The organism is Halomonas litopenaei (assembly GCF_017303055.1).
Lineage (GTDB): Bacteria > Pseudomonadota > Gammaproteobacteria > Pseudomonadales > Halomonadaceae > Halomonas > Halomonas litopenaei_A.
Genome location: NZ_JAEKJT010000007.1, coordinates 1 through 24,682, shown reverse-complemented (window position 1 = coordinate 24,682; position 24,682 = coordinate 1). Strand labels below are relative to the sequence as shown.

General features: G+C 59.1%; 25 protein-coding genes. 23 read left to right on the top strand and 2 right to left on the bottom strand.

The genetic code is table 11. From position 1 onward, the window contains the following. The first annotated feature begins 58 nt into the window (after positions 1 to 58). From leuC to JF545_RS14365, 18 genes are all read left to right on the top strand, one after another. Entirely contained in the window at positions 59 to 1,504 is a 1,446-nt protein-coding gene (gene leuC / locus JF545_RS14450) for a 3-isopropylmalate dehydratase large subunit (protein ID WP_206943236.1), read from the top strand. 3 nt (positions 1,505 to 1,507) lie between these two features. Then, the gene (leuD, locus tag JF545_RS14445) at positions 1,508 to 2,161 is read left to right on the top strand and encodes a 3-isopropylmalate dehydratase small subunit (RefSeq protein ID WP_206943234.1); all 654 of its coding nucleotides are present in this window, start codon (positions 1,508 to 1,510) and stop codon (positions 2,159 to 2,161) included. Positions 2,162 to 2,226: 65 nt separating this feature from the next. Continuing rightward, entirely contained in the window at positions 2,227 to 3,300 is a 1,074-nt protein-coding gene (gene leuB / locus JF545_RS14440; protein ID WP_206943232.1) for a 3-isopropylmalate dehydrogenase, read from the top strand. Positions 3,301 to 3,438: 138 nt separating this feature from the next. Beyond that, on the top strand, positions 3,439 to 4,551 hold the full coding sequence (gene asd, locus JF545_RS14435; RefSeq protein ID WP_206943231.1) for an aspartate-semialdehyde dehydrogenase: 1,113 nt from the start codon (positions 3,439 to 3,441) through the stop codon (positions 4,549 to 4,551). Positions 4,552 to 4,810: 259 nt separating this feature from the next. Continuing rightward, positions 4,811 to 5,782: a tRNA pseudouridine(38-40) synthase TruA gene (gene truA, locus JF545_RS14430; protein ID WP_206943229.1), complete on the top strand. Its 972-nt coding sequence runs from the start codon at positions 4,811 to 4,813 to the stop codon at positions 5,780 to 5,782. Beyond that, positions 5,779 to 6,432, top strand: coding sequence for a phosphoribosylanthranilate isomerase (locus tag JF545_RS14425; protein WP_206943227.1), 654 nt, complete (start codon positions 5,779 to 5,781; stop codon positions 6,430 to 6,432). The genes truA and JF545_RS14425 overlap by 4 nt, the downstream gene beginning before the upstream one ends. Positions 6,433 to 6,547: 115 nt before the next feature. Further along, on the top strand, positions 6,548 to 7,762 hold the full coding sequence (trpB, locus tag JF545_RS14420; RefSeq protein WP_206943225.1) for a tryptophan synthase subunit beta: 1,215 nt from the start codon (positions 6,548 to 6,550) through the stop codon (positions 7,760 to 7,762). Positions 7,763 to 7,781: 19 nt separating this feature from the next. Then, positions 7,782 to 8,585, top strand: coding sequence for a tryptophan synthase subunit alpha (gene trpA, locus JF545_RS14415; protein WP_206943223.1), 804 nt, complete (start codon positions 7,782 to 7,784; stop codon positions 8,583 to 8,585). A 73-nt stretch (positions 8,586 to 8,658) separates the two neighbouring features. Then, a complete protein-coding gene (accD, locus tag JF545_RS14410; RefSeq protein WP_206943221.1) occupies positions 8,659 to 9,693 on the top strand; it encodes an acetyl-CoA carboxylase, carboxyltransferase subunit beta in 1,035 nt (344 codons plus the stop codon). Between the two features lie 3 nt (positions 9,694 to 9,696). Next, entirely contained in the window at positions 9,697 to 11,115 is a 1,419-nt protein-coding gene (locus JF545_RS14405) for a bifunctional folylpolyglutamate synthase/dihydrofolate synthase (RefSeq protein WP_206943219.1), read from the top strand. Next, positions 11,112 to 11,807, top strand: coding sequence for an SPOR domain-containing protein (locus JF545_RS14400; protein WP_206943217.1), 696 nt, complete (start codon positions 11,112 to 11,114; stop codon positions 11,805 to 11,807). The genes JF545_RS14405 and JF545_RS14400 overlap by 4 nt, the downstream gene beginning before the upstream one ends. Further along, complete coding sequence (locus JF545_RS14395) at positions 11,807 to 12,457, top strand: CvpA family protein (RefSeq protein WP_206943215.1); 651 nt, start codon at positions 11,807 to 11,809, stop codon at positions 12,455 to 12,457. Before JF545_RS14400 ends, JF545_RS14395 begins: the two co-directional genes overlap by 1 nt. A 70-nt stretch (positions 12,458 to 12,527) precedes the next feature. After that, positions 12,528 to 14,045 (top strand): amidophosphoribosyltransferase, encoded by a 1,518-nt coding sequence (gene purF / locus JF545_RS14390; RefSeq protein WP_206943213.1) that lies wholly within the window; start codon positions 12,528 to 12,530, stop codon positions 14,043 to 14,045. 78 nt (positions 14,046 to 14,123) lie between these two features. Continuing rightward, complete coding sequence (locus tag JF545_RS14385; protein WP_206943211.1) at positions 14,124 to 15,314, top strand: O-succinylhomoserine sulfhydrylase; 1,191 nt, start codon at positions 14,124 to 14,126, stop codon at positions 15,312 to 15,314. A 478-nt stretch (positions 15,315 to 15,792) separates the two neighbouring features. Then, positions 15,793 to 16,374, top strand: coding sequence for a cytochrome b (locus tag JF545_RS14380; RefSeq protein WP_206943209.1), 582 nt, complete (start codon positions 15,793 to 15,795; stop codon positions 16,372 to 16,374). Between the two features lie 49 nt (positions 16,375 to 16,423). Continuing rightward, positions 16,424 to 17,005: a YceI family protein gene (locus JF545_RS14375; RefSeq protein WP_206943206.1), complete on the top strand. Its 582-nt coding sequence runs from the start codon at positions 16,424 to 16,426 to the stop codon at positions 17,003 to 17,005. 187 nt (positions 17,006 to 17,192) lie between these two features. Then, entirely contained in the window at positions 17,193 to 18,479 is a 1,287-nt protein-coding gene (locus tag JF545_RS14370; protein ID WP_206943614.1) for an MATE family efflux transporter, read from the top strand. Between the two features lie 240 nt (positions 18,480 to 18,719). Further along, on the top strand, positions 18,720 to 19,979 hold the full coding sequence (locus JF545_RS14365; protein WP_206943204.1) for a D-amino acid dehydrogenase: 1,260 nt from the start codon (positions 18,720 to 18,722) through the stop codon (positions 19,977 to 19,979). 496 nt (positions 19,980 to 20,475) lie between these two features. Here JF545_RS14365 and JF545_RS14360 read toward each other — a convergent pair whose 3' ends face one another. Further along, positions 20,476 to 21,054 (bottom strand): phage integrase N-terminal SAM-like domain-containing protein, encoded by a 579-nt coding sequence (locus JF545_RS14360; protein WP_206943202.1) that lies wholly within the window; start codon positions 21,052 to 21,054, stop codon positions 20,476 to 20,478. Positions 21,055 to 21,399: 345 nt separating this feature from the next. Here JF545_RS14360 and JF545_RS14355 point away from each other — a divergent pair, with 345 nt between their 5' ends. The 4 genes from JF545_RS14355 to JF545_RS14340 all read left to right on the top strand — a co-directional run bounded on the left by JF545_RS14355 (position 21,400) and on the right by JF545_RS14340 (position 24,127). Then, complete coding sequence (locus JF545_RS14355) at positions 21,400 to 21,981, top strand: hypothetical protein (RefSeq protein ID WP_206943200.1); 582 nt, start codon at positions 21,400 to 21,402, stop codon at positions 21,979 to 21,981. Positions 21,982 to 21,995: 14 nt separating this feature from the next. Continuing rightward, positions 21,996 to 22,718: a hypothetical protein gene (locus JF545_RS14350; protein WP_206943198.1), complete on the top strand. Its 723-nt coding sequence runs from the start codon at positions 21,996 to 21,998 to the stop codon at positions 22,716 to 22,718. Between the two features lie 109 nt (positions 22,719 to 22,827). Beyond that, positions 22,828 to 23,316, top strand: a complete 489-nt coding sequence (locus JF545_RS14345; RefSeq protein WP_206943196.1) for a hypothetical protein — start codon at positions 22,828 to 22,830, stop codon at positions 23,314 to 23,316. After that, entirely contained in the window at positions 23,306 to 24,127 is an 822-nt protein-coding gene (locus tag JF545_RS14340; RefSeq protein ID WP_206943194.1) for a hypothetical protein, read from the top strand. Before JF545_RS14345 ends, JF545_RS14340 begins: the two co-directional genes overlap by 11 nt. 277 nt (positions 24,128 to 24,404) lie before the next feature. Here JF545_RS14340 and JF545_RS14335 read toward each other — a convergent pair whose 3' ends face one another. Further along, the gene (locus JF545_RS14335) at positions 24,405 to 24,497 is read right to left on the bottom strand and encodes an integrase core domain-containing protein (RefSeq protein ID WP_431606267.1); all 93 of its coding nucleotides are present in this window, start codon (positions 24,495 to 24,497) and stop codon (positions 24,405 to 24,407) included. Between the two features lie 67 nt (positions 24,498 to 24,564). On the opposite strand from JF545_RS14335, the gene JF545_RS20225 reads away from it, so the two are divergent. Continuing rightward, positions 24,565 to 24,682 (top strand): DUF1153 domain-containing protein (locus JF545_RS20225; RefSeq protein ID WP_206940777.1); only part of this gene is annotated, 118 nt, incomplete at its 3' end.

Here is a 24,682-nt window from a genome sequence, read left to right as displayed (position 1 = left end):
CGCTTAGACAGACCTTGACGCAAACGCTCGAGGCAGGACTTGAGGCAGGAGATTCCGCATGGCAGGCCAGACGCTTTACGACAAGTTGTGGCAGCAGCACTTGGTGAAAGAGCGCGACGACGGCACGGCGCTGATCTACATTGATCGGCAGCTGCTCCACGAGGTGACCTCGCCCCAGGCGTTTGAAGGGCTCAGGATCGCCGGTCGCCAGCCCTGGCGCCTGGATGCCAACCTGGCAACCCCCGATCACAACGTGCCGACGACCGTAAAAGAACGGGCCGAGGGCAATACCGGGATCAAGGATCCGGTGTCGTTGATCCAGGTCCAGACGCTGGATGACAACTGCGATGCGTTTGGCATCGAGGAATTCCGCATCAATGATCCGCGCCAAGGCATCGTGCATGTTGTCGGCCCTGAGCAGGGTGCAACCCTGCCCGGCATGACCGTGGTGTGTGGTGACTCTCACACGGCCACCCACGGCGCCTTCGCCGCGCTCGCCCACGGGATCGGCACCTCTGAGGTCGAGCACGTGCTGGCGACCCAGTGTCTGCTGGCGCAGAAGATGAAGAACATGCAGGTGCGTGTCGAGGGCACCTTGGGTCAGGGCGTCACCGCCAAGGACGTGGTGCTTGCCATCATCGGCGAGATCGGCACCGCTGGCGGTACCGGGTATGCGATCGAGTTTGCGGGTAGTGCGATCCAGAGCCTGACCATGGAAGGGCGCATGACAGTCTGCAACATGGCCATCGAGGCAGGAGCACGGGTTGGGCTGATTGCCGTCGACGATACCACCATCGACTATCTCGCCGGACGTCCCTTCGCACCTACCGCCGAGCAGTGGGAGGCAGCGGTGGCTGACTGGCGCCAGCTGGTGTCTGATGCCGATGCCGCCTTCGACAAGGTAGTGACCATCGCCGCCGAGAGTATCGAGCCTCAGGTCAGCTGGGGTACCAGCCCGGAAATGGTGACCGGAGTCAGTGGCGAGGTGCCGGATCCTGCTCAGGCGGCAGACGACACCGCACGCACCGGCATCACCCGTGCGCTGGAATACATGGGCCTTGCGCCGCGTCAGAAGATTACCGATATCCGGCTCGACAAGGTGTTCATCGGCTCCTGCACCAACTCGCGCATCGAGGACTTGCGCGAAGCGGCCAAGGTGGCCCGTGGCCGCAAGGTAGCGGACAGCGTTCAGCTGGCCATGGTCGTGCCCGGCTCCGGTCTGGTGAAGCGTCAGGCCGAACAGGAAGGTCTCGACAAGGTATTTATCGAGGCGGGCTTTGAGTGGCGCGAGCCCGGCTGTTCCATGTGCCTGGCGATGAATGCCGACAAGCTGGGTGCGGGAGAGCATTGTGCCTCCACCTCCAACCGTAACTTCGAAGGTCGCCAAGGGTATGGCGGTCGCACCCACCTGGTGAGCCCGGCTATGGCCGCCGCCGCTGCGATCGCCGGACACTTTGTCGACGTGCGCAGCTTTGATTCCACTACCGCTCGCCAGGAGGCCTGAGCCATGCAAAAGTTCGAACGCCTCGAAGGTCTGGTGGCGCCAATGGATCGCGCCAATGTCGACACCGACCTGATTATTCCCAAGCAGTTTCTCAAGTCGATCAAGCGCACCGGCTTTGGCGTCAACCTGTTTGACGAACTGCGCTACCTGGACGAAGGGCAGCCGGGTCAGGACGTCAGTCAGCGTCCCTTGAATCCGGACTTCGTGCTCAATCAGCCGCGCTACCAGGGGGCCAAGGTGTTGCTTGCGCGCCGTAACTTTGGTTGTGGGAGTTCGCGCGAGCATGCGCCCTGGGCGCTGGAGGACTTCGGCTTCCGCGTTGTCATCGCGCCGAGCTTTGCCGATATCTTCTACAACAATGCCTTCAAGAACGGCATCCTGTTGATCACGTTGGGTGAAGATCAGGTGGATCGTCTGTTTGCTGAAGTGCACGCCAACGAGGGGTACTGCCTCGATGTGGATCTTGAGCACCAGCGGGTGACGACACCCAGTGGCGAGATTCTCGAGTTCGAGGTAGATGCGTTCCGTAAGCACTGTCTGCTTGAAGGGCTGGATGACATTGGCATCACCCTCCAGGATGAAGACGCCATCGCGGCCTTTGAGTCTCGCCATCGGGCCGCTCGTCCGTGGCTGTTCCGCGAGCCCGCCAAGGCCTAGGCGATTTACCGCCCGGCCTGGAGCAGGCCGGGTGACTGTTTGCACTGTCTCAGGAATACATGGTTATGACCCGCAAGATTCTTGTCCTTCCCGGTGATGGCATCGGACCGGAAATTACCGCCCAGGCCACTCGCGTGCTGGACGCCCTGAAGGCGAAAGGGCTGGACGTCGAGGTCGAGCAGGGGCTGGTGGGTGGTGGTGCCTATGATGTGCATGGGGTGCCGCTGCCTGACGAGACGCTGTCCAAGGCGCGACAGGCCGACGCCATTCTGCTGGGGGCGGTGGGAGGCCCTCAGTGGGATACCATCGAGGACCTCAGCAAGCGCCCGGAGAAGGGGCTCTTGGGCCTGCGCAAGGAGCTGGGCCTGTTCGGCAACCTGCGCCCCGCGATCCTGTATCCGCAGCTGGCAGAAGCCTCAACGCTCAAGCCTGACGTTGTGTCTGGGCTCGACATCATGATCGTGCGTGAACTGACGGGCGGGATCTACTTCGGTCAGCCCCGTGGTGTCGAAGAACGTGGCGGTGAGCGGGTTGGTTTCAATACCTATGTGTACAGCGAAAGCGAGATCGAGCGCATCGGGCGTGTCGCGTTCGAGATGGCTCAGAAGCGCGGCAAGAAACTGTGCAGCGTGGACAAGGCCAACGTGCTGGAAGTCACCATTCTGTGGCGTGAGGTCATGGAGCGTCTGGCACCAGAGTATCCCGATGTCGAGCTGTCCCACATGTACGTGGACAACGCGGCCATGCAGCTGGTGCGTGCGCCCAAGCAGTTTGATGTGGTGGTAACCGGCAACATGTTCGGCGATATTCTGTCGGACGCCGCCGCCATGCTGACGGGATCCATCGGCATGCTGCCTTCAGCGTCTCTCAATGAATCCGGTCAGGGCATGTATGAGCCTTGTCACGGTAGTGCCCCGGATATCGCCGGCAAGGGCATCGCCAACCCGCTGGCCACGATTCTGTCGGTGGCGATGATGTTGCGCTACTCTCTTAATGAGCCAGCCATGGCTGAGCGCATCGAGGCGGCGGTGGGCAAGGTGCTGGATCAGGGGCTTCGCACGGCGGATATCGCCTATCCGGGCACCCGCCAGGTCAGCACCGCCGAGATGGGTGACGCGGTGCTCGCCGCACTGGACTGAGCGAGAGCGGAACACAACGCTGAGCGAGGGGCCATCGGCGTCTCGCGAAGGTGAAGCGGAAAGCCTACCGGCAGCATCTGAAAGGTGCTGCCGCTTTCTGTATAATGATTGTCTCACTCGATTTCTAGAGGACTTCACATGTTGAAAGTCGGTTTCGTCGGTTGGCGTGGCATGGTGGGTTCCGTGCTCATGCAGCGGATGGTGGAAGATGGGGATTTCAACGGCATCGAGCCGGTGTTCTTCACCACCTCCCAGGTTGGTCAGGCCGGCCCCGACGTAGGTGTGGACGTGCCTCCGCTGAAAGACGCCTTCGATATCGAGGCGTTGAAGGCGCTGGACGTGATCATCACCTGTCAGGGCGGTGACTACACCAAGAAGGTCTATGAGGACCTGCGTGGCGGTGGCTGGAAGGGCTACTGGATTGACGCTGCCAGCACCCTGCGCATGAGCGATGATGCCACCATCGTGCTTGATCCGGTCAACCGCAAGGTGATTGACGCTCAGCTTGATGCTGGCGCGAAGACCTTTGTCGGCGGTAACTGCACCGTCAGCTTGATGCTGATGGGCCTTGGCGGTCTGTTCGAAGCCGATATGATCGAATGGATGACGTCCATGACCTATCAGGCGGCGTCAGGCTCCGGTGCCAAGCACATGCGCGAACTGCTCAACCAGATGGGCGGATTGCGTGACAGCGTGGCCAGCGAGCTGGCCGATCCCGCCAGCGCGATTCTGGATATCGATCGCAAGGTCACTGCGGCCATGCGCTACGGCGAGATTCCGACGGACAACTTTGGTGCACCGCTGGCCGGTAGCCTGTTGCCGTGGATCGACTCCAAGCTCGACAACGGTCAGAGCCGCGAGGAGTGGAAGGGCTTCGTCGAGACCAACAAGATTCTCGGTCGCCAGGACACGCCGGTTCCGATCGATGGTCTGTGCGTCCGTATCGGTGCCATGCGCTCCCACAGCCAGGCGTTCACCATCAAGCTGCGCCAGGATGTGCCGCTGGATGAGATCGAAGAGCGCATTGCTGCCCACAACGAGTGGGTCAGCGTCATTCCCAATGACAAGGACGCCACCATCGACGGGCTGACGCCGACCGCGGCAACCGGCACGTTGAACATCCCGGTGGGACGTCTGCGCAAGCTGAATATGGGCGGCGAGTATCTCAGCGCCTTCAGCGTAGGGGACCAGCTGCTGTGGGGGGCCGCCGAGCCGCTCAAGCGGATGCTCAAGGTGCTGCGCGAACGCTAAGACTGGCGTCAAGGCAGTGGATAAAGGTAGCGAAACGTATCGGGGCACCTCAGGGTGCCCCGATGTCGTTTCTCGGCTGCATCGTCACGGTCTGGAGTGCCCTGGTTGGTCGACCAGACGGACGCTCCTCGAGCAAGATGCGCTGGTCGCAGCGCCTGCCTGTGGCAAGGCTGGTCGTCACCGAGCGGTTAAGGGATAATGCACCTCTCATTCGCGCAGATTCCTGCGTGGCCACCGCTTTCTTCGGCTTGCAGGTCGTATGTCCTTCTTTCATCACCTTGACGAACGTACTCCCATGGAGGGTCGGCTCGCGCTCAGCGTTGAGTACGATGGAACCCATTACTGTGGCTGGCAGCGGCTCAAGCACGCGCCCTCTGTTCAGGGCGCAGTAGAGGCGGCGCTGGCCAAGGTGGCGGGCGCACCGATCACCTTGCACTGCAGCGGCCGCACTGATTCTGGCGTGCATGCCACGCGGCAGATCGCCCACTTTGATCCGCCTGTGCAGCGTTCGGAAAAGGCCTGGGTGTTTGGCGGTAACGCCAACCTTCCTCGCGATATCGCCATCCGCTGGATTCGTCAGGTGCCGGATGAGTTTCACTCCCGGTTCAAGGCCCTGGCCCGTCGCTACCGTTACGTGATCTTGAATCAGCCCAGTCGGCCGGTGCTGGAGCGTGCCAATGCCACCTGGTGCCGTGACCCTCTGAATGCGGACGCCATGCACGTGGCTGCCCAGGCTCTGGTGGGCGAGCATGACTTCTCAAGCTTTCGCGCGGCAGGCTGCCAATCCAAGACGCCCTGGCGGCACTTGCACTTCATAGAAGTCCATCGGCATGGCCCGCTGGTGGTGGTCGACCTGCAGGCCAATGCGTTCCTGCATCACATGGTCCGTAACATCGTTGGCGCGTTGGTCACCGTTGGACGTGGCGAGCAGGGCACCGACTATATTCAGCGGCTGTTGGCGTTGCGCGACCGCCAGAAGAGTGACGTCACCGCCCCCGGCTGCGGCTTGCACTTTGTCGACACCCTGTATGATGAGCAGTGGCAGTTACCGGCGGAGCCTCTGGGGCCCAACCTACTGGCCTTTCTGGGCGAGTGGACCGGTGAGCGTCCCTTGCCGGACTGTCCGATGGTCGAGTTCCGACGTGGCCGCCCGATTGCCGAGACACGCCGAGCCGTTCGCGCCGAGGAGCTGGATGGAGCACCGTCCAAGACGTCTGAGGAAAGGTCATGACAGCACCAATGCAGCGTACTCGGGTCAAGTTCTGCGGCCTCACCCGGGAACAGGACGTCGACGCCGCCGTGGCGTTGGGTGCTGATGCCATCGGTTTCGTACTGTGGGCGGGCAGCAAGCGGGCCGTCGACGTGGATCAGCTGGCGCGCTTGGCGGCTCGGGTGCCGGCGTTCATTGCGCGGGTGGGGCTGTTTGTCGATGCCGCCCCGGAAGAGGTGAGTCGGGCCCTGCCATGGCTGGACCTGCTGCAATTTCACGGTGATGAGTCCGCCGCCGAGTGCGAGCGCTATGATCGTGCCTATATCAAGGCCCTGAGAATGCGTGACGGGCTGGATGTTCACGCCGCCGCACGCTGCTACGACAGCGCCCGGGGGCTGCTGCTCGATGCTTACCGCCCAGGTGTGCCGGGTGGTACCGGTGATACTTTCGACTGGAGCCGAATTCCACCAGGGCTGGGTAAAGCTGTTATCCTCGCGGGCGGTTTGTCCGACGACAACGTCAGCCAGGCGATCCGCCAGGTGAGGCCCCATGCGGTGGATGTGTCGGGGGGCATCGAAAGTGCTGCCGCGATCAAGGATGCTGGGCGGATGCGTGCCTTCGTCAATGCGGTGGCATTGGGCGACAGGGTCGCGAACCAGACAAGCGTCTAGGAAGGGCGCTCAAGACGGGCGCTTGCTTGGGGGCAACAGTCGTCGCCGAAGGGGCGGGGGCGTTGCTACATGCCAAAGACGCAGAGCCCAATAGACAACTCTGAAGGAGTCCGACATGAGCAAGTTCAGTGAGCTGTCCCGCTGGCCAGATGCCAGGGGCCATTACGGGGCCTACGGCGGGCGTTTCGTATCCGAGACCTTGAGCTTCGCCCTGGATGAGCTGGACCGCACCTATCAGAGCCTCAAGAACGACCCTGATTTTCAGGCTGAGTTCGATCATGACCTCGCCCATTACGTGGGGCGGCCGTCGCCGCTGTATCACGCCCGTCGCTGGTCGCAGCAACTGGGTGGCGCACAGATCTGGTTGAAGCGCGAAGACTTGAACCATACCGGCGCCCATAAGGTGAATAACACCATCGGCCAGGCGCTGCTGGCCAAGAAAAGCGGCAAGCCAAGGGTGATTGCGGAGACCGGGGCAGGCCAGCATGGCGTGGCGACCGCTACCGTGGCGGCGCGGCTTGGGCTGCGCTGTGATGTCTATATGGGCGAGGCTGATACGGAGCGGCAAAAGCTCAACGTCTATCGCATGCGTCTGCTGGGGGCCAACGTGATCCCGGTGACGTCGGGCACGCGCACGCTCAAGGACGCCATGAACGAAGCGTTGAGAGACTGGGTCACCAACGTCGACGATACCTTCTACATCATCGGCACCGTGGCAGGCCCTCACCCTTATCCGCAGCTGGTGCGCGACTTCAACGCCGTGGTCGGACGGGAAGCCAGGCAGCAGTCGCTGGACGAATTTGGCCGTCTGCCCGACGCCCTGGTGGCCTGTGTAGGCGGTGGCTCCAATGCGATGGGCCTGTTTTATCCCTTCGTCGAGGATGATGGCGTGCAGATGTACGGCGTCGAGGCGGGTGGCGATGGCCTGGACAGCGGCCGTCATGCGGCGCCCCTGGCATCCGGCGCACCTCGCGGCGTACTCCACGGTAATCGTACCTACCTGATGTCCGATGAAGGAGGCCAGGTCAGCGACACGCATTCGATTTCGGCAGGGCTGGATTACCCCGGTGTCGGTCCCGAGCACGCACTGTGGAAGGACGTGGGCAGGGTCAACTATGTAGCCGCCAATGACGACGCGGTGCTCGAGGCCTTTCGTGAACTGACCCATGTGGAAGGCATCATGCCAGCGCTTGAGTCGGCCCACGCCCTGGCCCATGCCAAGGTGTTGGCGCCGACCATGTCACCCGACCAGAATATTGTGGTCAACCTGTCCGGACGCGGTGACAAGGATATCCTCACTGTCGCCAAGATCGACGGTATCGACCTTTAAGGAAGCACAAGGGGATCCCATGTCTCGAATCGAACAGCGGTTTCGTTCTCTCGCCGAGCAGGGCCGCAAGGCGCTGGTGCCCTATATTACCGGGGGCGACCCGGTGCCTGGCGTGACCGTGGACTATATGCACGCACTGGTGGAGTCGGGTGCCGATGTCATTGAGCTCGGCGTCCCATTCAGCGACCCCATGGCCGATGGTCCGGTGATTCAGAAGGCCTGTGAGCGGGCGTTGAAGCATGGTACCCGCCTGGTGGACCTGCTGGAGATGGTCGCTACCTTCCGCCAGCGTGACCAGGAGACGCCGGTGGTATTGATGGGGTATCTCAATCCTATCGAGCGCCTCGGGATCGAGCGCTTCGCACGGGAGGCACGTGCCGCCGGTGTCGATGGCGTGTTGGTGGTCGACATGCCTCCGGAAGAGGCAGACGAGCTTGGCCCGCTGCTGGAAGCTGAGGATTTGTCGCCAATCTTTCTCGTCGCCCCTACCACTTCACCTGAGCGTGCCGCTACAATATGCGCCCACGCGCATGGGTATCTCTACTATGTGTCGCTCAAGGGAGTGACTGGTTCGGCGCGACTCAATGCTGACGACGTAGCAGCGCATCTGGCGCCCCTGCGGCAGCTGACCGATCTGCCGCTGTGCGTCGGCTTCGGCATTCGGGATGGGGCCTCTGCAGCAGAGGTGGCCAAGGTCGCCGATGGTGTGATCGTCGGCAGCGCCCTGGTATCGCGCATTGCTGAACACTGTGACGCTCCTCATGACGCCATCGCCGAGATTAAGGCGGTGATGACAGAGATACGCCATGCCCTGGACGCCTGACAGGCATCCAGGGTAGAGATTCGACCCTGTCGTCGGCCATGGCCGGCGGCCGTTGCAACGGAAGACTTCTGACATGAGCTGGCTAGACAAGATTGTGCCCTCGGTGGGCCGCATTCAGCGCAAGGATCGTCGGGCGAGCGTGCCGGATGGCTTGTGGCGCAAGTGCCCCAAGTGCGAGTCGGTACTGTACTTGCCCGAACTCGAAAAGCATCACAATGTGTGCCCGAAGTGTGACCATCATCTGCGCCTGACGGCACGCAAGCGCCTGGACTGGTTCCTCGACAAGGAAGGTCGCGAAGAGATTGCCGCTGACCTGGAGCCGGTAGATCGTCTCAAGTTTCGTGACTCCAAGAAGTACAAGGACCGCCTGGCGGCGGCCCAGAAGGATACCGGCGAAAATGACGCCCTGATCGCCATGCGCGGTTCGTTGGATGGCATCCCGGTGGTGGCGGTGGCCTTCGAGTTCACCTTCATGGGCGGGTCCATGGGCGCCGTGGTGGGTGAAAAGTTCGTGCGTGCCGCGACCATTGCCCTGGAACAGGGCCAGCCGCTGGTATGTTTTTCTGCCTCCGGCGGTGCGCGCATGCAGGAAGCGCTGTTCTCGTTGATGCAGATGGCCAAGACCTCTGCCGCTCTGGAGCGCCTGAAGCAGGCGGGTGTGCCTTACATTTCGGTGCTGACCGATCCGGTCTTCGGTGGCGTGTCTGCCTCCCTGGCCATGCTGGGCGACCTGAACGTGGCCGAGCCTAACGCGCTGATCGGCTTTGCCGGGCCCCGCGTTATCGAACAGACCGTGCGCGAAAAGCTGCCTGAAGGCTTCCAGCGCAGCGAGTTTCTGCTCGAGCACGGCACCGTCGACATGATTATCCATCGCCATGACATGCGGGCCCGTATTGGTGGAGTACTGCGCAAGCTGACCCATCAACCGGCGGCAGGCTTGCCGGACGAGGATGCGCCCGACCTGGTGGATGCCGCCGAGGCAGCCGAGCGCAACCTGGCCATGGCCGACGCGCCACAGTCAGAGGCCCTGCGTGCAGTGGACGATGAGGATGTCGGGTCTGCGTCGGAGGACAGCCACGCTGACCGTCCCCAGGACGCTCCGCGCTGATTCATGGACGAGCACGCCCTTCCCACCACTCTGGACGCTTGGCTGGCTCGGCTGGAAGCTGCCCATCCTGTGGGCATCGACCTCGGTCTCGAGCGTGTTGCCGCGGTCGCCGGCAGGCTTGGGCTGACCGCGGAGCCCATCGCCGAGGCGGTGATCACCGTGGCCGGCACCAACGGCAAGGGGTCCACTGTGGCCATGCTGGAAGCCTTGGGGCGGGCCCACGGGATGACGACGGCGGCGTACACCTCGCCGCATCTGGTGCGGTACAACGAGCGCCTGCGCCTCGACGGGCGTGAGGCCAGCGATGCGGTGTTGATGGAGGGGTTTGCTCGGGTCGAGCAGGCCCGGCTGTCGCCAACGCCGGTCAGCCTCACCTATTTTGAAGTGGGAACCCTGGCGGCGCTGTGGACCATCGCCCAAGCCAAGCCTCAGCTGGCCGTTCTTGAGGTGGGTCTGGGAGGGCGGCTGGATGCCGTCAATGTGGTTGACCCGGATGTGGCCGTGGTCACCACCGTGGCCCAGGACCATGCCGCGTTTCTCGGCAACGATATCACCGTGATTGGCCGCGAGAAGGCTGGGATCATGCGTTCCGGCAAGCCCGCTGTGCTCGGTAGTACCGCTCTACCCGACAGCGTGGCGGGGCATGCTGCCCGCATTGGTGCGACAGTCTTCGCCCTTGGCCAGGCGTTCCAGCACGCCTCGTATCTGTCGGCTCCCCAGTCGCCCTCTGGTTCAGTCACCCAGCAGGACAGCGATGCCAGCTGGTCCTGGCAGGGCACTGCGTTGGACGGCGCGACGGTTCGCGTGGGAGGTCTGCCCGACCCGGGCTTGCCGCGGGATAATGCCGCTAGTGCGCTCCAGGCGCTGTGGCTGGCACGGGGCAGTCTGGAGGCATCGGCCTGCCGCACCGCGTTTGCCCAGGTATCGCTACCGGGGCGCATGCAGTGGCAGGGTCGCTGGTGTCTGGATGTCGGCCACAACCCTCATGCCGCCGCCTACCTGGCCACTCGTCTCCACAGCCGTCGACACGCCTTAGAGGGTGACGAGCCAAGCGGGCGCCTGTGGTGCCTGATCGGTATGCTGGAGGACAAGGACGCCGATGGCGTCCTGGCTGAGCTGGCGCCGGTGGTCGATGGTTGGGTCCCGGTGACTCTCGAGGGGGCGCGAGGTCGCCCCAGCCAGGACCTGGCCGCGCGCATTGAACAGCTGGGGGGCGTCGTGATGCACCAGGCTGACACTCCTGACGCAGGGGCGGACTGGCTTGAATCGCGCTTCGGCGAAGCGGATGACGTTCTGGTCACCGGTTCCTTCTTCACCGTTGCTGCCATACTGGCGAGGTGGGAGCGTCAGAGGGAATGTCAGGGGGAGCGTCAGAGCGACCGACAGACCGGAACCGGCAATGCCTGCGAGGGAGCGACATGAAATACGGAATGCGCGAGCGCGTTAGCGGAATCATCATCGTGGTGGCCTTGGGTGTCATCTTTATTCCCCTGTTGTTCGATGAGCCAGAGTCAGAGCAGCAGCGGCCCGAGCCGGTGCTGACCATTGACCCTCCAGTGGACGTAGAGCGCCGTGACGTGGCGGACCCCACGCCGCCCAGCACGCTGGGGGCCAACGAGTCGGCCTCATCGGGTGAGCAGCAGAACAGCGGCAATGCGTCCAACCAGTCACAGGTTGACGCGGGGCCCGCAGAGCAGGTGACTGCCGGCACCAACGCCGACGCCGGTCGCCAGAATGGGGCAGGCCAGGGCGCTTCGTCCTCTGATTCCACCTCGTCTTCCTCTACCGACTCGCCGCGTCAGGAACCTGCCGAAGATCCCATCGCTGCCTTGGCGCGCCAGGCGGATCAGCGAGAGGGGCGCGCCGCCACGTCCGCGGTGCAGGGCGGTGAATGGGCCGTTCAGGTGGGCAGTTTCGGTGAGTCCGCCAATGCTGATCGACTGATGAACAAGCTGCGCGATCAAGGTTATCCTGCCTACTCGCGTGCCCGCAGCAACTCGCTGACAACCGTCTACGTGGGGCCTTTTGCGGCCTCGGAAGATGCCGAGGGGGTCATGGGCGAGCTCAAGTCTCGTGAGAACCTTCAGGGCTTGCTGGTCAAGGTGGATAGCTGATGCTTGCGACCTGGGTGGACTGGGTATTTGTGGCGGCACTGGCCTTGGCAGTGGGCGCGGGCTTCGTGCGTGGCTTGGTCAGGGAAGCGCTTGGCCTGGCGAGCTGGATCGTGGCCCTGTTGGCGGCGCGGATGTTTTCCGAGCCCGTTGCCGATCTCTTGGGCAATTGGATAGAGAGCCCGGACGGCCGCCTGATCGTCGCCTTCGTGTTGATCATCATCGTTACCATCCTGGTCGGGGGTATTCTGATCCGCATGGTGCAGGCAGCGGTGGAGTGGGTCGGGGCGGGGTTTCTTAACCGACTCACCGGCGCAGTGTTTGGCGGGGTGAAGGCGACAGCCGTGCTGACCCTGGTGACGCTGCTGATCGGATTTACTCCGCTGGATCAATTGAAGGCCTGGCAAGACGCCAGCGTGCGCCCCCATTTCGAGCAATTGCGTGACTGGGGGCTGGGGCAGCTGAGTGACTTTGACGGGCGCTTGCCGGACTTCCCCGAGTCTCTGCGCGAGCTTCCGCAGCCAGACATGCAGACGCCGTCTCAAGGGCACTCTCAAGGACAATCCCCGGTACCATCTTCGCCGTCTTCGGGCGGTGAGGCAGAAGGACCTGCCATCGACGATGCGAGCAGAGCAAACGCTACGGCGCTCTGACTTCGGCAGTGACAGACGACTCTTGCGCTGGCCTTGCGGCCGGCGTTTCACGGCAAATGAGGTAAGTTGAATGTGCGGTATCGTCGGCCTGATGGCCAAGCAGGCGGTTAACCAGGCAATCTACGACGCTCTGACGGTGCTACAGCATCGCGGTCAGGACGCGGCGGGCATGATGACCTGGAACGAAGGCCGTTTCCTGCTGCGCAAGAGCAATGGTCTGGTTCGTGATGTGTTTCACACTCGCCACATGGCGCGGCTCAAGGGCAATCTGGGTATTGGCCATGTCCGTTACCCCACCGCTGGTTCTTCCAGCGAGGCCGAGTCCCAGCCGTTCTACGTCAACTCTCCTTACGGTCTGGCGCTGGCTCACAACGGTAATCTGACCAACTCCGAGCAGCTCAAGAAAGAGCTGTTCTCGTCGGACCTGCGCCATATCAACACCAGCTCCGATTCCGAGGTTCTGCTCAACGTGTTCGCCCATGAGCTGGGCAAGCAGGGGCCGCACCTGGAGCCTGGCGATATCTTTGACGCGGTGCGTCGCGTGCATCGGCGTTGCCGCGGTGGTTATGCCGCGGTGGCGGTCATCAACGGCGTTGGCCTGGTGGCGTTCCGTGATCCTCAGGGTATTCGTCCCGTGGTGTTTGGTACCCGTGACCAGGGTGACGGCCAGGAAGTCATGATTGCGTCCGAGTCGGTTGCGTTGGACGTGGGTGGCTTTGAGCTTGAGCGTGACCTGGCGCCGGGCGAGGCCATCTTCGTGGACATGGACGGCAACTATCACACCCAGCTGTGTGCGGACCGTCCGGTGCTGGCGCCTTGTATCTTCGAGCATGTGTATCTGGCTCGCCCCGACTCTCTGCTGGACGGTGCCTACGTCTATGGCACGCGTCTGCAGATGGGCCGTAAGCTGGCCGATCGCATCAAGAGCGAATGGCCAGAGCACGATATCGACGTGGTCATTCCGATTCCCGACACCTCCCGCACCTCGGCGCTGGAGATGGCACAGCACCTGGGCGTGACGTACCGGGAAGGGTTCATGAAGAACCGCTATATCGGTCGTACCTTCATCATGCCGGGGCAGACCCAGCGCAAGAAGTCCGTGCGCCAGAAGCTCAATGCCATCGATGTCGAGTTCAAGGGCAAGAACGTACTGCTGGTCGATGACTCCATCGTCCGCGGGACCACCTGCAAGCAGATCATTCAGATGGCCCGCGACGCCGGGGCCAACAAGGTCTACTTTGCCTCTGCCGCACCGCCCGTGCGTTATCCCAACGTGTACGGCATCGATATGCCGGCGGCCAACGAGCTGATTGCCCACGGGCGCAGCGAGGCCGAAGTGGGCGAGCTGATCGGTGCCGATCGCATCGTCTACCAGGATCTCGAGGACCTCAAGGCAGCCTGCCGTGAAGTCAATCCTGCTCTGGACGAGTTCGACTGCTCGGTGTTTGATGGCAAGTACATTACCGGAGACATCGACGAGGCGTACCTGGCCGAGTTGGAAGCGTCGCGTAATGACGGTGCCAAGCAGGAACAAAGTGCCGGAGATCACGCACTGGTCGGCATGCACAATCAGGACGATATAGACTGATAGCCAGCGCAGCGGGCCGGGTCGATTCCTGACCAGGCCCGGTGTCGGGGTCGTCGGCCGTCAGTCAGGGAGAGCAAGATGCAGGATTCGACGCAGGATACGTGGAACATCGACACCCTGGCGATTCGCTCAGGGCACGATCGCACCCACGAGCAGGAGCATGGTGAGCCGATTTTCACCACCTCGAGCTTTGTCTACGGCAGTGCAGCCGAAGCGGCGCGCAAGTTTGGTGGTGAGGAGCCGGGGAATATCTACTCGCGCTTCACCAACCCTACGGTGCGCACCTTCGAGCGCCGCCTGGCCGCGATGGAAGGCGGCGAGCGCTGTGTCGCGACCAGTTCTGGCATGGCAGCCATTCTTTCCACGGCGCTGGCATTGCTGTCCTCAGGCGATGAGATCGTGGCCTCACGCTCCTTGTTCGGGTCGACGGTCAGCCTGTTCGACAAGTATCTGGGCAAGTTCGGCATCAAGACCCGCTACGTCGAGCTGTCGGATCTGTCTGCCTGGGAAGCGGCCATTACGCCGGCGACTCGCCTGCTGTTTGCCGAGACTCCGTCAAACCCTCTCTCCGAGGTGGCGGACATTCGTGCACTGGCAGACCTGGCCCATCGTCACGATGCATTGCTGGCCATCGATAACTGCTTCCTGACCCCTGCGCTGCAGCGTCCACTCGCACTAGGTGCGGACTTGGTGGTGCATTCTGCCACCAAGTATCTGGACGGTCAGGGGCGAGCGATTGGTGGGGCTGTGGTGGGCCGTGACAAGGAGCTCGAGGAAGTCTTTGGCGTGGTCAGGACCTGTGGGCCTTGCCTTAGCCCCTTCAACGCCTGGATCTTTACCAAGGGCCTTGAGACCTTGAGTCTTCGCATGCAGGCCCACGCAGCTTCTGCTCTGGCACTGGCACAGTGGCTCGAAGCCCACCCTGCAGTGGAGCGCGTGCACTACAGTGGATTGGAAAGCCATCCCCAGCATGAGGTCGCGCGTGAGCAGCAGCAGGGCTTTGGCGCGGTGCTTGGGGTCGAGGTGAAAGGGGGCCGCGAGCAGGCTTGGTCAGTGATCGATGCGACCCGCATGCTATCGATCACCGGCAACCTTGGCGATGCCAAGACCACCATCACTCACCCGGCCACCACCACGCATGGGCGGCTGTCCGATGAGCAGAAAGCCATCGCCGGGATTTCCGAGAATCTGATTCGCATTGCGGTCGGGCTCGAACATCTTGACGATATCAAGGCTGATCTGGCTCGCGGCCTGGACGCGCTGCGCTGATCGTTTTCGCTCTTGCGGGGGTCGCCTGGCCCCCGTAAGAGCAGATCCACTTCCGTCTCGTGGACCGCTGATGCTTCCTTCCTGTCTGCGTCACCGTCCGTGTTTTCCAATGCTATTCGTTGAGCGGTGTTCACGGCTCTGCCGTCCTTGTTCAGCCGTCCTTGTTCAGCCGTACTCTATCTAGCGTCGTTCTATCCAGACGAACCCCATCGCGCCTACTGGCACTCCGTCCTTACCATCTCTGGCTCCAACGTCGGAGCTGGGGCCTGGTCTGACAGCCATGGGGAGAGCCGATGGTGCTCGCAGCGTTTCTGTGTAGCTGTCCGATCTTTGCGCAAGCGATAACGCCGACGCAGCGTGAGGGCTCAGCCCCACGACAGACTCAGTTTTATTGAACCAATCATTCGGAATTTTTCCACGGATTGGCGCCTCAACATGAGTTAAGCTCGATTTCATCGATGAATCAGAGGACGCCGTCATGTGGCGCAATTCACCAAGGGGCTGGGGGCTTCTCGCCATTGTGTTGCACTGGAGCAGTGCGGTAGCCATCTTCGGGCTGTTCGCCCTGGGCTGGTGGATGACGGGACTCGACTACTACAGTGAGTGGTATCACCTAGCACCTTGGTGGCACCGCGGCATCGGCGTTCTGGTCATGCTGGTGATTCTGGGCAGGATAGCCTGGCGCCTGGCACAGCCGACGCCTGCCGCCCACGGGTCGCGGCTGGAACGTCGGGCGGCCTCCTGGGGGCATCTGGCGCTTTATGTACTGATGTTGGCGGTGCTGATCAGCGGGTACTTGATCTCTACCGCGGATGGCAAGGGCATCGAGGTGCTCGGCATGTTCACGCTTCCCGCGGTGATCAGTGACTTGCCTGAGCAGGCGTCACGGGCTGGGGTGGTGCACTGGTACAGCGCTGTGGTGCTGATCATTCTGTCGGCGGGCCATGCACTGGCGGCCTTCAAGCACCACTATGTCGACCGTCAGGACACATTGCGGCGTATGCTCGATCCTCGGCTGTCTCAGCAAGGACGACATGCGGCCGAATCGAAAGGTCGTTGAACGCGTTACGTCACTCAAGCACGACTGACGTCATCACAAGGAGAAAGACATGCTCAAGAAGACCGCTATTGCCGCACTGGCCGCTGGCTCTCTATTGCCCCTGGCGCAAGCTCAGGCCGCTGATTACGCCATTGATTCGGAGGGGCAGCACGCCTTTATCCAGTTCAAGATCAGCCACCTCGGCTACTCCTACATTCTCGGCAGCTTCGAGTCGTTTGACGGCACCTTCAGCTACGATAGTGAAGACACTGCCAGCGCCTCGGCGCAGCTCGAGGTCGACGTGACCAGCCTGACGACCAATCACGCTGAACGTGACAAGCATATCCTGAGCGGCGACTTCCTTAACGCCGACGAGTATCCGACGGCTACTTTCACCTCAACCGGGTTTGAGTCCACCGGCGAGGGAGAAGGCGTGTTGACCGGCGACCTGACCCTGCATGGCGTGACCAATACCATCGAAATGCCGGTGACCTTGCTGGGCGAGGGTGAAGATCCCTGGGGTGGCTACCGCGCAGGTTTCGAGGGCTCGACCGAGCTCGCGCTGGGCGACTACGACATCGACATGAGCAAGTTCCCCGAAGCGATGCGCAGCCTTGAGCTTTACGTGACGTTCGAAGGCATTCGCCAGTAACACGCGGCGTCACGCAGGCTGTACGACGACCCCGGGCCAAGGCCCGGGGTCTGTGGTTGCGGGATAGGGTGAGCGCGCTGCGGCGTTGCTATACCATACGCGGCCAGACCTACCAATCGGAGATACCGTGCACCTAAGTTCCGACTCCAGCGCCTTAGGGCCAACCCTGTGGCGCAAGACCTGGCCGATGGCGATCGGGGTGCTATCGCTGCTCGGCTTTCAACTCGTCGACTCTGCATTTGTGGCGCGCCTGGGGACAGCTCCCCTGGCGGCGCAGTCCTATACCTTTCCCCTGTCGTTTCTGGTGATTGGTGTCCAGGTTGGCATGGGGATCGCCATTGCCGCCCTGATATCGCGCGCGCTGGGGGCGGGCGAGGCGGTGAGAGCACAGCGCCTGGGAAGCCTGTCGCTGATGATGGGTACGCTCGCCATCGGGGCGTTGGCGCTGCTGCTGTGGGTCCTGCAGACCCCGATCTTCAGTGCCCTGGGGGCTGACAGCGATGCGCGAGCGCTGATTCGTGCCTACTGGGCGCCACAGCTGATCGCGGCCTGGCTAGGCGCCTTGGTGTACTTTGGCTATAGCCTGTTTCGTGCCCACGGCAATACCAGCCTGCCTGGCAGCATGATGGTTCTGACCAGCCTGGTGAACCTCGCCCTCGACCCGGTGCTGATCTTTGGTATCGGTGACTGGCAGGGGCTGGGGCTGCCCGGCGCTGCCTGGGCAACGGTACTGGCCTTCGGCAGCGGTCTTGGCGTCTTGGCCTGGCAGCTGAAGGGGCGCGAGTGGCTCGCGTTAAAAGGCCTCGGCGAGGAGTGGCGAAGCTCTGGCAAGGCCTTTGCCAGTGTTGCCTGTCCCGCCATGATCAGCCAGCTTATGCCGCCGCTTGCGGCCATGCTCGCCATCTCGACCGTGTCGGGGCTGGGTGATGCGGCAGTGGCGGCCTGGGGCCTGGCCAGCCGCCTGGAAACCGTGTCGTTGATGGTGGTGCTGGCGCTGACCATGTCGCTGCCACCTTGGCTCGGACGCTGCTATGGGGCGGGGGACTGGTCTCAAGTTCACCGCCTGATGCGGCTGGCATTGAAGGTAGTCGTGGGGTGGCAACTGGCCCTTGGTATCGTCCTGGCGTTGGCCGCGCCATGGTTGGCCGGCATGCTGGCCGGGACGGAGGATGTCAGCCAATCACTGGCGACCTTGATGCATTTCATGCCACCCAGCTACGCCGCCTTGGGAGTCTGCATGCTGGTAGTGTCCGCCGGTAATGCGCTTGGCTGGCCGATGCGGGCGATGCTGCTGTCCGCGGCCAGGCTGTTTGTGTGTTATCTACCCTGTCTGTGGCTCGGGGTGACCCTGATAGGCGGGGTCAGCGGTCTCGGCATGGGAGCCGCGCTGGGTAACTTGCTGGCGGGCCTTGCCGCTTACCTGCTGTTGCGCCGCACCCTGTCGCGACCCAAGCGCTGCGGCACTGCTGTTTGAAGGGGTAGTGGATATTGCTTTTTTTATGTCGTTAATCGATTGATGCTCCTGCTAGCTAGGTAAAAAACGTTTTACTGTCTCGCACATTAGGGTGAAAAAAGAATAAAACACTGGTTTTGCCCCTCTATACTCGCGTCATGTCGAGCCGCAGCCCGTAGCTGCGGCTCATTGCATCAACGGCTGGCATGACAGCGCCCCTGACGGGCGTGGCACCAACAATGAGAATAGAGGAGCGGCGACATGAAGGTATTGGTTCTGGGCGCAGGTGTGGTGGGTGTAACAACGGCCTACTATCTGGCACGTCAGGGTCATGAGGTCCGGGTCGTGGACCGCCAGCCTTCCGTTGCCATGGAGACCAGCTATGGCAATGCGGGCCAGGTGTCCTTCGGCTTCTCTTCTCCCTGGGCAGCGCCGGGCATTCCACAGAAGGCCGTGAAGTGGATGTTTCAGGAGCACGCTCCGCTCAAGATCCAGCCCAAGATGGACCCGACCATGGGTCGCTTCATGATGCAGATGCTCAGCAACTGCAACCCCGAGCGCTACGCCATCAACAAGGAACGCATGGTACGCGTCGCCGAACACAGCCGTGCCTGCATCAATGCCCTGCGTGATGAGACTGGCCTTCGTTATGAAGACCGCCAGAAGGGGCTGTTGCAGCTGTTCCGCAGTGAAAAGCAGGTCGAGGCCGTCGGCAAGGACATGAAGGTACTCGAGCAGTGCGGTGTGCGTCATGAGTTGCTGGATGCCAGTCGCATCGCTGACGTCGAGCCGGCGCTGGCGCGGGTGCCCGGCAAGTTCGTGGGTGGTCTTCACCTGCCCGATGACCAGACCGGTGATTGTCACCTGTTCACCAATCGTCTGGCGGACTACTGCCGGGAGAAGCTCGGCGTCGAGTTCCTGTTCAACACCACCATTGAGCGGCTGACTCGCGTGTCTGGCAAGGTCGAGGCAGTGCACACCAGTGCCGGAGAGTTGACCGCAGATGCCTACGTCATGGCGTTGGGTAGCTACTCGCCGTTCCTGGCGCGGGACCTGGACATCCGCCTGCCCATCTATCCGGTCAAGGGCTACAGCCTGACCTTGCCAGTGGTCGATGATGGGGGTGCGCCCCAGTCCACGGTGATGGATGAGACCTTCAAGGTAGCCATTTCGCGCTTCGACAACCGTATTCGCGTTGGCGGTACCGCGGAGCTTGCCTCCTACGACCTCAGCCTGGCGGAAAAGCGTCGTGCGACGATCTCCATGGTGGTGCGCGACGTGTTCCCGGAAGGTGGTGATCTGGCCAAGGCCGAATTCTGGACGGGACTGCGTCCCATGACCCCGGACTCCACACCGATCATCGGTGCCACCAAGTACGACAACCTGTGGCTCAATACCGGCCACGGCACCCTGGGCTGGACCATGAGTTGCGGCAGCGCTCAGCTGTTGTCTGACCTGATCGACGGTCGTGCACCCGCCATCGACCCCAACGGGCTGGCCGTGTCTCGCTACGCGGCGTGAAGCGACAACCCGCAGATGAAAGCCAAGGCAATACGATAGGAAAGATCCTACCGATAGACCGCCAGGGCAGGCTGGTGGCGTAACACGCTACCAGGCACAACGCCAACACCACGACACCCCGACGGGCAACGCCCGCCGGGGTGTCGTCGTTTGTGAAGATGACGTATTTCGGTGCAATGGCGCCTTGTGCCCCTAGCTTGAAAAGGGCAACCGCTGCCGACAGAGGTGAAGACAGGGCTCGAATCCGCGATCCCGTCGGTATAAGCTGAAAAGCAACAACTAAACTTAGCCGGAAAGGCAGGGCATTCAGGACACCTCGTTCACGCGAGTCGACGTCATGTTGATGTCGAGAAAGAAGGTGACGTCCGTCGCCAGGAGGGGCGTGTCTGTATGACATTCTCCTGCGGTAGCCTGGCTGAAGGGTAATCGGCAACCAGCATATCCACTCAGGGCCCGTTTCGACGCTATAGCAGACCCAATGGGCTGAGCGATGGGCCTACGCCCTTGCGACATCCTCGCGTTGCAGGGACAAGGCCATCTGCATCTGCTGGGTCAGTGCAGACGTCAGGGACGTGCTCAGCAAGGTCCTGCGATCCTTGCCGCTGACGACGGTCAAGGCTTTTGTATCGAAATCGATGTCCTTGACACGAAGCCGTAGACATTCCGCGATATGTAGCCCACTGCCATAAAGGAAAGAGAAGACCAGCCAGTTTCGTCCCGACAAACATGACAGGATCGCCGCGACCTCGGCACGCGTCAGTACCGTGGAAAGCCTGCGATGTTGGCGAGCATGCTTAAAATCGAGGGGGCCCAGCTCGACACCAAGAAACTTGTGGTACAAAAATGCGAGAGCATTCAACGCAATCTTCTGCGTGTTGACCGAGACACCATGATTATTGGCGAGCGATGTCAGGAAGGCGCGCACCTCGGCTGCACCCATCTCAGTAGGGTGTCGACGCTGGTGATACAGGATGAACCGCTTGATCCAGTGCAGATAGGTTTTCTCTGTTCGAATACTGTAGCCACGCAAGCGTAGATCTCGGCGGATTGCCTCCAGAAATGGGCTCTTGCTCATGTGCAACCTCCCGAATACGATAACTATTCATTCGTACAGTATATTGAGAAGCGTCCAGCCACCGTGCCTGGAAAGCAACAGAAGAAGGCAAGACTTGTCTGCACAGAGTCAACAAAAAATACGGTTGATCCAGAATTTATGAGATCAACGGAATGGAATGTCGTGCATACCTTCTCAGGAATTCGAGCATGCCCGTACTGGCACGCAAGGGAATAGAGTGGAACTTTTAAAAATATGAAGAAGATATGAGGTGTGTGGGCCGGTTCGCGCAGCGACAATTTCAGCACGCATACGATTAAAAATGTTATGATTACTTTCTTAGCAAAATAAGATCATTAGGAAAAAATGAAGATACATATTGATACAGAAGTAGATGATGTTGTATTTCTACAAAAAAAGACAACTATCCAGTTTGTCTTAAGTGAAGCTTTAGTTTACTTGTCGCAAATCATGGTCTTCTTTTGGGTAGCTTTTTTAGTTTCTGGGTCGCTCACAAATGAAGAGAAGCTTGTAAGATTTTTGGATTCAAAAATTCACGACAATTCTCTTTCTGAGGTCGGGCATGTAATTCTTGCCACAATCATCACATTTGGCATAGTTTTAATGATTGTTAAAGTTTCACCCACGTCACGTTGGCTCGAAGAACTATCGGATGATATTTTGGCCTCAATTTCAAGAACAATATACTTTTTTGGCAGCAGTGTAACTGGTTCTATTTTAGCGGTAGCGCTTTATTCCAATCTAAATCCTACCAAAGATAATCCTGCTCCTGAGTTTTGGCTTGGGCTTTCTGCTGTTTTCGGGTTCGGGGCATTCCTCTATGGCTGTGGTACAAGCTATGCATTCAAGTATAAGAAATACATTGCTAAATCCCGCCCTAACAAATCAAAGCAGGCGGACGCCGATAAAACGGGCGCCGCTGTTTGAGGCGTTAGATTCTTATGATCACATATTCAGATTTTGCGGGCTGGCTGAACAACAATCAGGGTGTGCTGACGCTAACTATATTCTTAGCTACTATCTTTTTGGGTTGGGTTAGCGGAATATTTACAGCGCTGAGGCGAAAACCAAAGTTCAGCGTAAGGGTTATCGACGGGCCGACCTGTGCATGCACATTTCTAACAGGTAGGTCGAAAGGGCAATTTGAGATCCACCGTACCTGTATAGCTCTTTATCTCAGTGTATCAAATGTGGGCTCCTCTCCATCTAGTATTGAGTCCGTGTCAGTCGGCTATCATTGGAATATTAAGCCGCTCAGTCTGCTATGGTTAAAGAATTCTGTAGGATGGTTTTGGTTAAATGGCCAGGCTGTAGCTTTGGAAAATTTTCAATCAAAAATTGGCGATTCCATAAAGATATATCCGTTTCTATTTCAATGTCCAGGATTGGGTCTAAATAAAACGGAAACGTATCTTGATATAGGGCAATCGACAAATGGGGTGATTTATTTTGAACAGCCTGATAGTTGGGGCGGGTGCTTTCCTAAAGCGAAGAATGGGCAAGTCATGGTTAAGGTAAAGCTCTCAGATACCTTTGGAAAAACGCACACAAAGAAGTTCAAAGTTCCGATGGTTTCTCTGGAGTGCGCTCGAAAATATAATCCCTCTTTTGGAAAAACTCTTTCGGCTCTTGACAGTGCAGAGCTTTCGCTTGACCGTTTTTAACGCTGACAGTCGGCTCCACTGCGACCGATTTTCCGCCGCTTCGCGGCTCCAAGTCGGCGCGCGCGTTAGCCGTCTACGGATGATTGAGCATAGTAAAAAGGAGGTTTATATGAGTACATTGGATAAAAAAGAGATATTTCGTGTAGAAGAATCTAGTTTGACATTTGATCAATTAGTTAAGGAAGCAGCTCCTGAGATATCCTATGGCTTGAAGGAGAAAAGTGTTGTAATTCTCCCTTCACATGGTCATGATGATGTGTTTTACGCGGGCACATTAGATACATTGGACTTCTTAAATGAAAATGGAATCAACACAGATGTATATGCTTCTGATGAAGAATATAGAGAACTAGGATTACACGGGGCAGATTTTTGGCTTGGTACATTCATAATCCAAAGTATTGTAGTTCCAGTATTTTGCGGTGTGATTTCTTCATATATCCACGAAAAATTAAAAGCTAAAGATGATGACAAAATTGCATTAAAATTTCTTGTAGAAAACAAAGAAGGAAAAACCACCGCTATAGAGTTTAATGGTAAGGTAGAAAATTTAAAGAAAGCTATAGATGCAGTGAAGAGTTTGAGTGATGAAGATTGAACTAATAACCATAGGCGACACTGAAAATAGAGAATTAAAAAAAGTTATAGAGTATCTTGAGGCGGAGAAAAAATCTGCTATTGCTAACGGTGATGAAGATAAGGCTAATAACTGTTGGCTACACCTAGAATCTCTGGATCTGAATATACTATTTATTAGAGCGTTCAATAACATAAAGCTTAAAAACTATAGGCAAGCGTGGTATGAGCTAGAGCAGTGTGAAATAAAAGAGAGCTATATTCGAGAAAATTCATACAAAGATCATATCGTCGCTTCAAGGTTGGATTTTATTAAGAGCAAGGTGTCTAAATGGCAATCTCTCTATCCATATTGTTTATTTTTTAGTCCAGGGTTTAAAGTTGGCTATTATTCTTGCAGTATCTGTGGTCATAAAGTAAGGCCTAGATCTCGGTGTGAACATAAGAAAGGCAAGGTATATAGTGGGCAGTTGTGTGTACATGAAGCACACGATATGGAGGTACTTGAAGTTTCGATCGTAACAAAGCCTGTTCAAAAATCTTCAGTTATGCACGATGACTCAAGCTTAGACTTCATGCTTTTGGAACGTTTATCTAGTTGCTTAGATAATGCATTTGAAGATTGGGATGTACGGTGGACAAAAATGAAATTCCCTATTGCAAGATTTAGCAAAGTTTCTAAGAAAGATAAATGCCCTTGCAAAAGTGATAAAAGTTTTGAAGTATGCTGCATGGGTAAGAAGGAGGTTGAAATTCCCCATGTGGACTTTCTTTTTTCAAAACCATTATCGAGTGATGCAGAAAATATAGTGTTCCCATATGACAACGGCTAATAATCTTTTTAAGAGTGGTTCGCAACGCGTGGAATTTTCACTATACATTTGTGAAATGACCCCTTAGCCGCAAATTCTGAGTGAAACACCTGCCCTAATCGGTAAGGTGTTGTATTTATGGCCTACTCCGAACTTTTTATGGAAGACCGCGCGTCGAACAATGCTTAAGCAGCTGGAAGATGGCGGCTGTTCTCCTGTGCACTCCGTTGGCGATGAGTCCAGAAATACGTCGAAACGGCTCGCCCGATGTGTAATGACCCCCTGGTTTCTGCACACCCTACGCCGCTAATGCCGGGTGTGCTCGGGGTGCCACATAGCCTAGAGACTGATGTGGCCGCTCTTCGTTGTAGTAACGGATCCAGCGGCTGATTACCGCTCGGGTGAAGTGACCCCCTCCCGAGCTGCACAGGCTATAGTGCAGCCATCAGGAGGACAGAATGACTGACGACAACCCCATCAAGCGATGGACCGCGAAGCGCAAGGCCTCCGTGGTCATGGACATCTTCAAGGGCAAGACCACAGCAGCTGAGGTGGCCCGCCAATACGATCTCACCG